Here is a 12,358-nt window from a genome sequence, read left to right as displayed (position 1 = left end):
ATCCTTTCGGATATTGCATGCGCATTCACTTGAGCATAGATTGCGCTTCGACACCTTCGCAAGTGCAAAGATTGCCGGGCTCTCCAGATTTCTTGCATGGTCATTCGGGGTGACGAGACTACACTTCATGCATAGGCTTTCTTGGTCACGGCGGCGATGAGCGCACACACACTTTACGACAAGGTCTGGCAGCAACACGTGGTCAAGCAATATGACGACGGCACCAGCCTGCTCTATATCGACCGGCACCTGGTGCAGGAGGTTTCAAGCCCGCAGGCCTTTGCCGGTCTGGTCGCTGAAGACCGGAAACTGGTGCGTCCGGCGGCTCATATTGCCGTCGCCGACCATGCCGTGCCGACGCGCCTGCGCCACTTGCCGCTGCCCGATGGGCTTGCCTCCAGGCAGGTCGCCCGCCTGCAGGAGAACTGCGCGCGCTTCGGCGTGCATTATGTCGGCATGAACGACAACCGCCATGGTATCGTCCATGTCATCGGCCCCGAACTCGGCTTCACCCTGCCCGGTGCTACGCTGGTCTGTGGCGACAGTCATACCTCCACCCATGGTGCTTTCGGGGCGATCGCCTTCGGCATTGGCGCCAGCGAGTGTGAATGCGTATTCGCAACGCAGACGCTGCGCCAGAAGAGGCAGAGGACCATGCGCGTGACGCTCAATGGCGCGCTGCAGCCGGGCGTTGCCGTCAAGGACATCATCCTGGCGCTAATCGCGCGCATCGGCACAAATGGCGGCGTCGGCCATGCCATCGAATATGCCGGCCCGGCCGTCGCTACGCTATCGATGGAAGCGCGCATGACGCTGTGCAACATGTCGATCGAAGCAGGCAGCCGCGTCGGTATGATTGCGCCCGATGCCACCACCATTGCCTATGTGCGCGGCCGCAAGCTGGCCCCTAAACCGGAGCAGCAGGCCGCCGCTGAAGCCTATTGGCTCAGCCTGGCCAGCGACGCGGATGCCGTCTTCGACCGTGAGGTCGAGCTCGATGTCTCGGCGCTGGTGCCGCATGTCTCCTGGGGCACCAATCCGGGCGAAACCGCGCCGGTCTCGTCACGGATTCCCGATCCGGCGCTGGAAGCCGACCCGGCCCGCCGCGCCAAGATGGAGCGGAGCCTGCACTATATGGCGCTGCAGCCCGGCATGCGGCTCGACGAAATCGCCATCGACAAGGTGTTCATCGGTTCTTGCACCAATGGCCGTATTGAAGACCTGCGACTGGCCGCCGAAGTGGTCGCCGGGCGGCATGTGGCGCCCAGCGTCTCCGGCATTGTCGTGCCAGGCTCGGCCTCGGTGCGGCTACAGGCAGAAGCCGAAGGGCTCGATCGGGTGTTTATTGATGCGGGCTTTGAGTGGCGCGATGCCGGTTGCTCGATGTGCGTGGCGATGAATGACGATCGGCTGCAGCCCGGCGAACGCTGCGCCTCGACCTCCAACCGCAATTTCGAAGGCCGGCAGGGGCAGGGTGGTCGCACCCATCTGATGAGCCCGGCCATGGCGGCGGCGGCAGCGGTCTCCGGCCATCTGGTCGATGTGCGCAGCCTCAAGGCAGCGTCATAGATGGAAAAGTTCGTTACGCTGACCAGTGTTGCGGCGCCGCTGCCCGAGGCTGATGTCGATACTGACATCATCTTTCCGGCACGCTTCCTGCTGCTGCTCGACAAGGTAGGACTGGGCAAGCACCTGTTTCATGAGCGCCGCCACGCGCCGGGCGGCGCCTCGACCGATTTTGTGCTCAACACGCCACCCTTCGACGCGGCGAAAATTCTCGTTGCCGATGCCAATTTCGGTTCGGGCTCCAGCCGCGAGCAGGCGGTCTGGGCGCTGTCCGATTTCGGTATCCGCTGCGTCATCGCGCCGAGCTTCGGCGAAATCTTTTATTCCAACTGCTTCAAGAATGGCGTGCTGCCGGTGGTGCTGACTGGCGAGGCGCATCGCAATGCCATGTCGGCAGCGGCCAGTGGCCAGCCCTTCGTCGTTGACCTCGAAAGCCAGACGGTGATGTTCCCCAATGGCCCGGCCGTGCCGTTCGAGATCGATCCCTATCGCAAGCGCGCGCTGATGCTGGGCCTCGACGAGATCGGCGGCATTCTGGCCGAAGACGCCGACGATATCGCCAGCTTCGAAGCCCGCCATCGTGCCAGCCAGCCCTGGCTGTTTCTCGATGATGGCCGGCTGGACCAACTCTTTGACGAAACGGAACCCTCATGAGCGAGCAAGACCTCTCCAGCAACTACAAGGGCGCCTTCGGCAAGCGCATCGGCTTCGGCAAGAAGCCGGCGCTGATCATGATCGATTTTGTGGAAGCCTATTTTGAGCCAAGCTGCGCGCTCTATGCCGGTGTCGAGGAGACCCTGGTCAGCGCCCTGCGGCTGCAGGCGGCGGCGCGGGCGGCCAATGTGCCGGTGATCTATACCAATGTCGTCTATAACAAGACGGCGCTGAACGGCGGGCGCTTCTACCAGAAGTCGATGACGCTGCACAATTTCCTCGAGGGCAGCCCGATGGGCGCCTGGCCCAGGGGGCTGGTGCCGCATGAGGACGAGCTGGTCATTTCCAAGCAATATGCCAGTGCCTTCTTCGGCACTTCACTGGCCTCGACGCTGACCTCGCTGGGCGTGGACACGCTGATCCATACCGGCGTTTCGACCAGCGGCTGCATTCGCGCCACCTGCGTCGACTGCAATTCCCATGGCTTCATCCCGATCATCGTGCGCGAGGCGGTGGGCGATCGCCATCCGGCACCGCATGAGGCCAATCTCTTCGACATGGACGCCAAATATGGCGACGTTGTTTCCGAAACCGAAACCCTCACCTATCTCCAGTCTCTAGGACAAAACGCATGAGCAAGCCCAGTCTCAAGGCCGCGCTGGCATCCGGCCAGTTCGTCGTGGCCCCCGGCATCCACGACATGATCACCGCGGTGGTTTCCAACAAGGTGGGTTTCGACTTCGTCTACGCCTCCGGCTATTGGATGACCGCCTCGGCCTATGGCCTGCCCGATGCGGGCATTGCCAGCTATACCCAGATGCTCGACCGCGTTGCCACGCTGTGCCGGACCGCCAATGCCGCGGTGATCGCTGATGCCGATACCGGCTATGGCGGGCTGCTCAATGTGCATCACACGGTGCGCGGCTTCGAAGAGGCCGGCGTCGCTGCCATCCAGATCGAAGACCAGGAGTTCCCCAAGAAGTGCGGTCATACGCCGTTCAAGCGCGTCGTGCCGATGATCGACATGGTCGAAAAGGTCAAGGTCGCCGTCGAGGCGCGTCGTAACCCGGAAACTCTGATCATCGCCCGCACAGACTCGCGCCAGACCGATGGCTTCGAAGGCGCCATGAAACGCGGCATTGCCTATGGCGAAGCCGGCGCCGACATCGTCTTCCTCGAGGCGCTGGAAAGCGAAGATGAAATGCGCGAAGCCTGCGCCCGCATTAGCAAGCCGATGATGGCCAATATGGCGGATGGCGGCAAGACGCCGATCCGCACCCAGGCCCAACTGGCCGATATCGGTTACAAGCTCGCCATCTTCCCTTCGGCCACCGGCCTTGCCGCCGCCGCCGCTGCCGAAAATGCCCTGCAGGTGCTCAAGGCCGAAGGCACGTCCAACTCGCCCAATACCAAACTGTTCAGCTTTGCCGAATTCAACACGCTGATCGGCTTCGAAGAAGTCTGGCATTTCGAGAAGCGTTGGGCTCGCCCGGCGACATCAGCCGAATGAGCCGCGTCGCCTGTATCGGCGCCGGCACGGTCGGTCGCGCCTGGGCGGTAGTCTTCGCCCGGGCCGGTTACGACGTGGCGCTCAATGATGCCATCGCGGGCGAGGTCGAGCGCACCGCCATTCCCGGCGCACGTCGCACGCTGGAGCTGCTGGCTGAAAACGGCCTACTGAGCGAAGACGTCGAGACGGTCGTGGCGCGCATCAGGCCGGCCGGCTCGATTGCAGAGGCGGTAACAGACGTCGTCTTCGTGCAGGAAAGTGTGCGTGAAGACGTCGCTGTCAAGCGCGAGGTGTTTTCCGAGATCGCCGCGCATGCGCCGGCTGATACCATTCTCGCCTCGTCGACTTCGGCCATACCGGGTTCGGATTTCCTGACCCACTTCGCCCATCCCGAACGCGCACTGGTCGTGCATCCGGTCAATCCGCCGTCGCTGATCCCGCTGGTCGAGCTCTGCGGCACCGGCACGACCTCGCCCGAGACTATCGCTGCAGCCCGGCAGCTGATGACCGAGGCGGGCATGCGGCCGATCGTGCTGAAAAAGGAGATCGACGGCTTCATCCTCAATCGCCTGCAATTCACCCTGGTGGCCGAGGCTCTGCATCTGGTCGGCGAAGGCTATTGCACGCCCGAGGATATCGACGCCGTTTTGACCTATGGCCTGGCCTTGCGCTGGGCTTCTATCGGCCCCTTCGAAGTGGCCCATCTCAATGCGCCGGACGGATTGCAAGGCTTCGTCAACCGGCTCGGCCCGATGATGCGCCAGCTTGGCGCCGCCGCCCGCACCGACTATGACTGGACCGAAGAACAGATCGCCAGCGCCCATGCGCAACTGGCCGAACGTATTCCGCTCGATACCATTGCCGACCGTCAGGCTTGGCGCGACCAGCAGATCCTGGCGCTGCGTCAGCTCAAGCAGCAGGCTCTAGGATAGAGCCTCGACCTGCGGGTGAGGGGCGCCCTGCGCCTCGCTCGACTGCGCATATTGGCTCGGCGACACGCCGGCAAATCGGGAGAAGGCCACGCTGAAGGCGCTGGCCGAGCTATAGCCGATGCGCCGGGCGATTTCCTTCATGCCGCCATCGCGACGCCGCAGCATGTCCTTAGCCAGGGCCATGCGCCAGGACAGCAGATATTCCATTGGCGCCATGCCGGTCTGCTTCTGAAAACGGTCGAAGAACACCGATCGGGACAAGCTCGCCTCGGCCGCCAGCTGATCGACGGTCCAGCCCCTGGCGGGGTTTTCATGCATCAGGCGGATCGCCATGCCGAGCTGCCGATCAGCCAGACCGCGCAGCAGGCCGGGACTTTCGAGCCCGGCTGCGTCCGAGCGCAGTGCCTCGATCAGGAGCACTTGGAGCAGCCGTTCAAGAATGATGTCTCTGGCCGGTCGATCGTCCTGCGCCTCATTGCGGATCATCTGCACCAGCGTGGTCAGCCGCGCCTGGCCGCGCACATGCAATAGGCAGGGCAGCAGCGCAAACACCAGCGTCGCGTCGGGCGAGCCGAAGGCCAGCCGGCCAACTAGCGTACGCATATTGGGCGAGCCATCTGGATCGCCATGGCGCGTTTCGTCCCCGAGCCGGGTGACGCGCAGCGGGTCGGCGCTTTCATCCTCGGCGCCAATGCTGGCCATGGTGAACTGGAAGGCGGCCGGGATCAGCACGAAGTCGTTGGCTTCAAGCACGATATCGGGCTGCCCGTTGATCGAGAGCCGTGTCGCGCCTTCCAGCACGACGGCGAAGAACGGGCTGCCATCGCCAACCCCGTCAACGCGCCAGAAGCCGGAGCCACTGGCCGCCTTGGAAAACGGCATGCTGGGCTGCAGCATCGCGACGATTTCTGCCAAAGGGTCGATCATTCGGACGCTCTCGAATGCAATCAGGATGTCTCATTATAGAAAGTCCGGCGACAAAGTTCCACATCCGCGGTGTTGGAACACAAACACACGGAAGAACACCCCATGAAAACCATTCTCATCACCGGCTGCTCGTCGGGCTTTGGCCTCGATATCGCCCAGTATTTCCTCGCCCGCGACTGGAAGGTCGTGGCCACCATGCGGACGCCGCGCGCCGATCTGCTGCCGGCATCCGAAAACCTTGTCGTTCTGCCGCTCGACGTCACCGATGACCAAAGCGTGCGCAAGGCGGTAGAGGCTGCCGGGCCGATCGACGTGTTGGTCAACAATGCCGGCATTGGCTGGTTGAATGCGCTTGAGGGCACGCCGATCGAGATAGCTCGCGCGCTGTTCGAGACCAACACTCTTGGCACCATGCGGATGGTCCAGGCCGTGTTGCCGCAGTTTCGGGCCAAGAACAGCGGACTGATCATCAATGTGACCTCGAGCGTCACGCTGAAGCCGCTGCCGCTGCTCTCGGCCTATACCGCGAGCAAGGCGGCGGTAAATGCCTTCACCGAATCCGTAGCCCTCGAACTGGCCCCATTCGGCATCACCGTGAAAATCGTGCTGCCCGGCTCGGCGCCAGGTACCAGCTTTGGCAAAACCGCCTTGGCACGGCTGCAGGGGCAGGGCGGCTTTCCCGACGTCTATGCCGAATTCGCCCACGAGGTGATTGCCGGCTTGCAAAATCCGGATGCGCCCAAGACGCTGTCGTCAGATGTGGCGGAGGCTGTCTGGCGTGCGGCGACCGATCCTTCGGCGCCGACCCGTCTGCCGGCTGGTGCCGATGCCGTCGCTCTGGGTCACTAGACAGCGTCCGACGTAACCGAAATACCGCCGCGGGCCTCGCCTGCGTCGGTCTCAGAAACTGCCGCTGCCCAATGCTTCGCGCAGCGGCAGATTGCCGGTCTGGCGCAGGTCGAGGTCGGCTTCGATATGGTCGATATGGGTCAGCAGCAGGCTGGCGGCCTGTTCGCCATCGCCCTGTTCGAGGGAGGCGAGAATATTGCCATGGTCATTGTGGCCGCAGCTCGAGGCGCCCGAGCGGCCATAGAGCGCTATGACCAGCGACGAACGGGCCACCAGTTCCTCCATGAAGCGCAAGAGAATGGCATTTCCGGCGACGCTGGCCAGCAGCAGGTGAAAATCGCCGGAGGCATGGATTTCAGCGCGGCGGGCGCTGGGGCCGCGCTCGCCGATCAGCCGGCTTTCCTCATGCAGGCGCTCGCGGAAGGTGGCGATCTCGCTGCTGGTGATCCGCTCGGCCGCGGCGCGGGCAATGCCCGGCTCGATCAGCCGGCGCGAGGCGAACACCTGGCGGGCTTCTTCCGGCGTCGGATTGGCAACGAAGGCGCCACGATTGCGCTCGGTCTTGACCAGGCCCTCGAAGGCAAGAGCCTGCAGCGCCGCGCGCACCACGGTACGGCTGACATCGAAAAGCGTGCCGACCTCGGCCTCGTTGAGCTTGGTGCCGGGTGCCAGCCGCCGATCGACGATGGCATCGCGCAAATGATCGCGGATCATCGCGGCACGGTCTTCGGCCAGCGGCAGAGTGGCAAAGCTGTGGTCGGCAAGAGTCATGAATACCCCGGATGAGCTTTACATATGCGGAATCGCCACCCAGCGGAAGTCGGAAGTCGCATACAGTCACGCCTAAGATTGCATACAATTTTGGCGCGAGCTGCGAACACGTGCTTATGAATCGAGCATTCCGAGGGTCTGCTCATAAATCGTACATAGCCGATATGTATCGATTTATGAGGCCTTACAATGGGTTGCGTGTGTCTAAAAGAATTGGCACGGCGGATGCATAGAAGAACCCGACAAACGGGGGACGCTGTATGTCCAAAGCTGCCGAGATCGACATTGCATCGGTTTCCAAGATTTACGGCAAGACCACTGCCGTGGATGCGATCAGCCTGAAAATCCCGGCCGGGAGCTATTGTTGCCTGCTCGGACCCTCGGGCTGCGGCAAGACCTCCACCTTGCGCATGATTGCCGGGCACGAGAGCGTTTCGATCGGCGATATCGTCCTGGGCAAGGATGTGGTGACCCACCTGCCGCCGGCCAAGCGCGGCACTGCGATGATGTTCCAGTCTTATGCGCTGTTTCCCCATCTCGACCTGATCGACAATGTCGCCTTCAGCCTCAAGATGGCTGGCGTCGACAAGGAAACGCGGCGGGCGCGGGCGCTCGACATGCTCAAGCTGATGCAGATGGACGCCTATGCGACACGGCGTCCGGCCCAGTTGTCCGGTGGCCAGCAGCAGCGCGTGGCGCTGGCCCGCGCACTGATCACCGATCCAGAAGCCCTGCTGCTCGACGAGCCACTCTCGGCGCTCGATCCCTTCCTCAAGATCCGCATGCGCGCCGAGCTCAAGAAGCTACAGAAGCAACTCGGCATTACCTTCGTGCACGTGACTCACAGCCAGGAAGAGGCCATGGCGCTGGCCGATATTATCGTGGTGATGAGCGACGGCCGCATCGAACAGGCCGCCAGCCCGCGCGAAGTGTTCGAGCGTCCAGCCACGGCCTTTGTCGCCCGCTTCATGGGCGATCATAATGTGATTTCCGGCAAGGTGACCGGCTCAGCCGATGGTCTCGTCAGCTTCGAGGTGGTCGGCGGTGGCAGCTTCTCCGCCTCAGGAGAGGCCAAGCCGATTGGTTCGGACGTCGATGCCGCAATCCGCACCGATCACGTGCGGATCGGCGAAAGCCCAGTCAAGGGGCTGGGGTTTGCCGGCCTCGTCTCCAATCTCGAATATCGCGGCGCCACGGTGAAACTCACCATCGAAGGCGCCGGCATTTCCGAATTCACCGCCATCATCACCGACACGGCCTTTTACGCGACGCCTGTCGCGGTGGGCGATGCGGTGCCCCTCCATTGGGACGCCGAGGACGCGATCATCCTCGGCACGCTCAATTCCTAGATCTCAGCAAAGCAAACAGGGACGTTCAGGCTATGACAGAGACAAGCAAGACCGGCATTTCGCGTCGTAACGTGCTCAAGGGTGGCGCCGCAGCTGCGGCAGGCGCCGCCATCGGCTCCGGTGTGATCACCGGCTTCCCCACCATCTGGGCGCAGAACCCGATCACCCTGCGCCAGTTCGGCACGGGCGTGTCGAACCTCAATGCCATCGCCGAAAAGTGCAAGGAAGACCTCGGCATCACGCTGGAAATGACGGCAACCGACTCCGACGCCGCTGCCCAGCGCGCCGTCACCCAGCCCGACAGCTATGACATCGCCGATATCGAATACTGGATCCTCAAAAAGGTCTTCCCGACGGGCGTGATCCAGCCGATGGATACGTCCAAGCTGACCTATTACGACAAGATCGTGCCGCTGTTCAAAACCGGCAAGCTGCTGCCCGACAGCGTCATCGCCCAGGGCACCGCGCCGCATACCGTTGGCTTTGTCGAAGCCCCCGGCGACAAGACTTTTGCCAAGGGCGAGACCGGCTGGTTCACCATGGTGCCGACCATTTACAATGCCGATACGCTCGGCATCCGCCCCGACCTGGTCGGTCGCGAAATCTCGACCTGGGCCGATATCATGGACCCGGCCTTCAAGGGCAAGACCGCCATCATCAACGTGCCGTCGATCGGCATCATGGATGCGGCGATGATCATGGAAGCCATGGGCAACATCACCTATGGCGACAAGGGCAACATGACCACCGCCGAGATCGATGCCACCATCGATTTCCTGATCAAGGCCAAGCAGGATGGCCAGTTCCGCGCCTTCTGGAAGAGCTTCGACGAGTCGGTGAACCTGATGAGCTCGGGTGAAGTTGTGATCCAGTCGATGTGGTCGCCTGCCGTCGCCGCGGTGCGCTCCAAGGGCATTGCCTGCAAGTACCAGCCCCTCAAGGAAGGCTATCGTTCCTGGGGCGGTGGTCTGGGTCTCGCCGCGCATCTGCAGGGCGCGCAGCTCGACGCGGCGTACGAATATATCAACTGGTACACCTCCGGCTGGGTCGGCGGCTATCTCAACCGCCAGGGCTATTATTCTGCCGCCATGGACACCGCCAAGGAACATATGTCGGCCGACGAATGGGGCTACTGGATCGAGGGCAAGGCTGCCACGGGCGATATCCTCGCGCCCGATGGCACGGTGATGGAAAAGGCCGGCGCCATCCGCGACGGCGGCTCGTTCGAAGAGCGCATGGGCAAGGTCGCCTGCTGGAACTCGGTGATGGACGAGGACCGCTACATGGTCCGCCGCTGGAACGAGTTCATCGCCGCCTGATGACTCCGGGTACGGCGCTGCGGCGCCGCACCCACCGCCTGCCGGGCCATGATGTCGGGGAATCCAATGAACAACCTACTCGCGCGCGCCACGCCCTATATCCAGGCCACGCCGCTGCTCGTCATCCTGGGCTTTTTCCTCGCCGTGCCCATCCTGCTGCTGCTAGTCGTCAGTTTCTGGGACTATGACTTTGCCGGCATGTATCCGGGCTTTTTCACCTTCAATTATGCCGAGACGCTGACCTCGTGGGTCACTTGGCGCACCTATGGCAATACGCTGAAATTCGCAGCCCTGGTCTGGGCCATCACCGCCTTCGTCGGCTTCTGGGTCGCCTATTTCCTGGCCTTCCATGTGCGCAGCGCGACGACGCAGATGATCCTCTTCCTCGTCTGCACCGTGCCCTTCCTGACCTCCAACATCATCCGCATGATCTCCTGGATCCCGGTGCTCGGCCGCAACGGGCTAATCAATTCGGGACTAGTCGGGGCCGATATTGTCGACCAGCCGGTGGAATGGCTGCTCTATTCCGACTTCGCGGTCGTCCTCGCCATGGTGCATCTCTACACGCTGTTCATGGTAACGCCGATCTTCAACACCATGATGCGCATCGACAAATCCCTGGTCGAAGCGGCGCGCGATGCCGGCGCAAAAGACTGGCAGATTATCTGGAACGTCATCCTGCCGCTGGCCAAGCCGGGGATCGCCATCGGCTCGATCTTCGTCGTGACGCTGGTGATGGCCGATTTCTCCACCGTGCAGGTGATGAGCGGCGGCCAGTCCGCCTCGGTGGCGCTGATGATGCGCAACCAGATGAGCCTGCTGCAATATCCGGCGGCTGCGGCCAATGCCATCGTGCTGCTGGTGCTGGTGCTGTTCATGGTCGCGGGCATCCTGCGCATCGTCGATATTCGCAAGGAGCTCTAAGATGGGTAGCGAAAAGCGCACGACCGGCTTCTACGTCCTCGCCGCCTTCTTCGTGCTGTTCGTGCTGTTTCTTTATGGCCCGCTCTCGGCGGTGTTCATCCTGAGCTTCCAGGGACCGCAGGGCGGGCTGACCTTCCCGCTCAATGGCGTCTCCTTCCGCTGGTTCCAGAACCTGTTCGAAACCCAGGCCGTGGGCAATTTCGGCGCCAGCTTCGGCCGTTCCTTCATGCTCGGCCTGCTGGTCATGTCGGCCACGGTGCTGGTCTCGCTGCTGGCGGGCCTTGCCTTCCGCCGAAAGTTTGTCGGCGCCAGCCCGCTGTTCTACCTGACTGTGGCGAGCCTCGTCGTGCCCTCGATCATCGTCTCGCTCGGCATCGGCGTGCTGTTCCAGCAATTGGGCTGGCGGCCCAACTGGTTCAGTTCCGGCTATGGCGCCCACTTGACCTGGACGCTGCCGTTTGGCGTGCTGATCATGTTCGCCGTCTTCAACCGCTTTTCGCCGAGCTATGAGGAAGCCGCACGCGACCTCGGCGCCAGCTCGTGGCAGACCTTCTACCATGTCGTCCTGCCGATGATCGCGCCCAGCCTGATCGGCGTCGGCCTGTTTGGCTTTTCGCTCAGCTATGACGAATTCGCCCGCACGCTGATGACCTCGGGCAGCTCCAACACCCTGCCGCTCGAAATCTACGGCATGACCACCAATGTCACGACGCCGGTGCTCTATGCGCTGGGCACAGTGACGACGCTGTTCTCCTTCCTCGTCATCCTCGCAACGCTCGGCATCATCCTCTTCATCGGCCGCAAGCGGGCTCGCGCATGACCCGCATTGCCGTCATCAATCCCAACACCACCGCCAGCATGACCGCCACCATCGCCCATGCGGCACGGCTGGTGGCGGCGGCAGGTACCGAGATCATGCCGGTGACCTCCAGCATGGGGCCGGTCTCGATCGAAGGCTATTATGACGAAGCCTTTGCCCTGCCAGGCCTGCTCAAGGAGATCGGCAAAGCCGAGCGCGAGGGCGCCGATGCCGCGGTGATCGCCTGTTTCGACGACACCGGCCTCGACGCCGCCCGCGCCATGGCGCGCATTCCGGTCATCGGCATCTGCGAGGCGGCGCTCGCCACGGCCGGCTTCATCGCCAAGCGCTTTACCGTGGTCACCACCATGGAGCGCTCGCGCGTGCCGATTGAAGAGCTGGCGCATCGCTATGGCATGGCCGGCCGGGCAAAAATCCGCGCCGCCAATATCGCCGTGCTGTCGCTGGAAGATCCCAATTCCAATGCTCGCGACAAGCTGCGCAACGAGATCGTCCGCGCCATCGCCGAGGACAATGCCGAGGCCATCGTGCTCGGTTGCGCCGGCATGGCCGACCTGGCGCGCACCCTGAGCCATGAATTCGGCATGCCGGTGATCGATGGCGTCGGCGCAGCGGTCAAGCAGGCCGAAGCGCTGGTGGCGCTGGGGCTTTCGACCAGCAAACGCGGCACTTATGCGCCGCCGGTCGCCAAGCCCTATGCCGGCGCCCTGGCGGAATTCGCACCTGCCTAGTGCCTG

Annotated in this window: 13 protein-coding genes; 11 read left to right on the top strand and 2 right to left on the bottom strand. The window is 62.9% G+C overall.

What is annotated here, in order from left to right:
• The first annotated feature begins 156 nt into the window (after positions 1 to 156).
• From leuC to BM045_RS04750, 5 genes are read left to right on the top strand one after another with little or no spacing between them, the layout of a single operon-like run.
• On the top strand, positions 157 to 1,569 hold the full coding sequence (gene leuC, locus BM045_RS04770; protein WP_092180120.1) for a 3-isopropylmalate dehydratase large subunit: 1,413 nt from the start codon (positions 157 to 159) through the stop codon (positions 1,567 to 1,569).
• Positions 1,570 to 2,220, top strand: coding sequence for a 3-isopropylmalate dehydratase small subunit (leuD, locus tag BM045_RS04765; RefSeq protein WP_092180118.1), 651 nt, complete (start codon positions 1,570 to 1,572; stop codon positions 2,218 to 2,220).
• On the top strand, positions 2,217 to 2,855 hold the full coding sequence (locus BM045_RS04760) for an isochorismatase family protein (RefSeq protein ID WP_092180116.1): 639 nt from the start codon (positions 2,217 to 2,219) through the stop codon (positions 2,853 to 2,855). The genes leuD and BM045_RS04760 overlap by 4 nt, the downstream gene beginning before the upstream one ends.
• Positions 2,852 to 3,730 carry an isocitrate lyase/PEP mutase family protein gene (locus BM045_RS04755; protein WP_092180114.1) on the top strand — a complete coding sequence of 293 codons (879 nt, stop codon included), beginning with the start codon at positions 2,852 to 2,854 and terminating at the stop codon, positions 3,728 to 3,730. Before BM045_RS04760 ends, BM045_RS04755 begins: the two co-directional genes overlap by 4 nt.
• Entirely contained in the window at positions 3,727 to 4,662 is a 936-nt protein-coding gene (locus BM045_RS04750; RefSeq protein ID WP_092180958.1) for a 3-hydroxyacyl-CoA dehydrogenase, read from the top strand. The genes BM045_RS04755 and BM045_RS04750 overlap by 4 nt, the downstream gene beginning before the upstream one ends.
• On the opposite strand, the gene BM045_RS04745 is transcribed toward BM045_RS04750, so the two are convergent.
• Positions 4,654 to 5,589: an AraC family transcriptional regulator gene (locus tag BM045_RS04745; protein ID WP_092180112.1), complete on the bottom strand. Its 936-nt coding sequence runs from the start codon at positions 5,587 to 5,589 to the stop codon at positions 4,654 to 4,656. The two genes, BM045_RS04750 and BM045_RS04745, sit on opposite strands and share 9 nt — an antisense overlap.
• Positions 5,590 to 5,691: 102 nt before the next feature.
• Here BM045_RS04745 and BM045_RS04740 point away from each other — a divergent pair, with 102 nt between their 5' ends.
• Complete coding sequence (locus tag BM045_RS04740) at positions 5,692 to 6,438, top strand: SDR family oxidoreductase (RefSeq protein WP_092180110.1); 747 nt, start codon at positions 5,692 to 5,694, stop codon at positions 6,436 to 6,438.
• A 51-nt stretch (positions 6,439 to 6,489) separates the two neighbouring features.
• Here the strand turns inward: BM045_RS04740 and BM045_RS04735 are convergent, their stop codons facing one another.
• Positions 6,490 to 7,209 (bottom strand): GntR family transcriptional regulator, encoded by a 720-nt coding sequence (locus BM045_RS04735; RefSeq protein ID WP_092180108.1) that lies wholly within the window; start codon positions 7,207 to 7,209, stop codon positions 6,490 to 6,492.
• A 260-nt stretch (positions 7,210 to 7,469) separates the two neighbouring features.
• Between BM045_RS04735 and BM045_RS04730 the strand changes: the two genes are divergently transcribed.
• From BM045_RS04730 to BM045_RS04710, 5 genes are all read left to right on the top strand, one after another.
• Positions 7,470 to 8,558: an ABC transporter ATP-binding protein gene (locus BM045_RS04730; RefSeq protein ID WP_092180106.1), complete on the top strand. Its 1,089-nt coding sequence runs from the start codon at positions 7,470 to 7,472 to the stop codon at positions 8,556 to 8,558.
• A 32-nt stretch (positions 8,559 to 8,590) separates the two neighbouring features.
• On the top strand, positions 8,591 to 9,877 hold the full coding sequence (locus BM045_RS04725; RefSeq protein WP_092180104.1) for an ABC transporter substrate-binding protein: 1,287 nt from the start codon (positions 8,591 to 8,593) through the stop codon (positions 9,875 to 9,877).
• Between the two features lie 66 nt (positions 9,878 to 9,943).
• Positions 9,944 to 10,801 carry an ABC transporter permease gene (locus BM045_RS04720; protein WP_244522875.1) on the top strand — a complete coding sequence of 286 codons (858 nt, stop codon included), beginning with the start codon at positions 9,944 to 9,946 and terminating at the stop codon, positions 10,799 to 10,801.
• Position 10,802: 1 nt separating this feature from the next.
• A complete protein-coding gene (locus tag BM045_RS04715) occupies positions 10,803 to 11,621 on the top strand; it encodes an ABC transporter permease (RefSeq protein WP_092180100.1) in 819 nt (272 codons plus the stop codon).
• On the top strand, positions 11,618 to 12,352 hold the full coding sequence (locus BM045_RS04710; RefSeq protein ID WP_092180098.1) for an aspartate/glutamate racemase family protein: 735 nt from the start codon (positions 11,618 to 11,620) through the stop codon (positions 12,350 to 12,352). Before BM045_RS04715 ends, BM045_RS04710 begins: the two co-directional genes overlap by 4 nt.
• Positions 12,353 to 12,358 lie beyond the last annotated feature (6 nt).

It is taken from the genome of Devosia sp. YR412, from assembly GCF_900110945.1.
In the GTDB taxonomy this organism is placed as follows: domain Bacteria; phylum Pseudomonadota; class Alphaproteobacteria; order Rhizobiales; family Devosiaceae; genus Devosia.
The sequence above is the reverse complement of the archived record's forward strand: the minus strand, read 5'-3'. Positions and strand labels throughout refer to the sequence as shown.

Bases quoted from the DNA above. Each gene is read 5' to 3' on its own strand.
- leuC (WP_092180120.1), top strand. From the start codon at position 157: ATGAGCGCACACACACTTTACGACAAGGTCTGGCAGCAACACGTGGTC.
- BM045_RS04745 (WP_092180112.1), bottom strand. From the start codon at position 5,589: ATGATCGACCCTTTGGCAGAAATCGTCGCGATGCTGCAGCCCAGCATG.
- BM045_RS04710 (WP_092180098.1), top strand. From the start codon at position 11,618: ATGACCCGCATTGCCGTCATCAATCCCAACACCACCGCCAGCATGACC.
- BM045_RS04735 (WP_092180108.1), bottom strand. From the start codon at position 7,209: ATGACTCTTGCCGACCACAGCTTTGCCACTCTGCCGCTGGCCGAAGAC.
- BM045_RS04755 (WP_092180114.1), top strand. From the start codon at position 2,852: ATGAGCAAGCCCAGTCTCAAGGCCGCGCTGGCATCCGGCCAGTTCGTC.
- BM045_RS04760 (WP_092180116.1), top strand. From the start codon at position 2,217: ATGAGCGAGCAAGACCTCTCCAGCAACTACAAGGGCGCCTTCGGCAAG.
- BM045_RS04740 (WP_092180110.1), top strand. From the start codon at position 5,692: ATGAAAACCATTCTCATCACCGGCTGCTCGTCGGGCTTTGGCCTCGAT.
- leuD (WP_092180118.1), top strand. From the start codon at position 1,570: ATGGAAAAGTTCGTTACGCTGACCAGTGTTGCGGCGCCGCTGCCCGAG.
- BM045_RS04730 (WP_092180106.1), top strand. From the start codon at position 7,470: ATGTCCAAAGCTGCCGAGATCGACATTGCATCGGTTTCCAAGATTTAC.
- BM045_RS04720 (WP_244522875.1), top strand. From the start codon at position 9,944: ATGAACAACCTACTCGCGCGCGCCACGCCCTATATCCAGGCCACGCCG.
- BM045_RS04725 (WP_092180104.1), top strand. From the start codon at position 8,591: ATGACAGAGACAAGCAAGACCGGCATTTCGCGTCGTAACGTGCTCAAG.
- BM045_RS04715 (WP_092180100.1), top strand. From the start codon at position 10,803: ATGGGTAGCGAAAAGCGCACGACCGGCTTCTACGTCCTCGCCGCCTTC.
- BM045_RS04750 (WP_092180958.1), top strand. From the start codon at position 3,727: ATGAGCCGCGTCGCCTGTATCGGCGCCGGCACGGTCGGTCGCGCCTGG.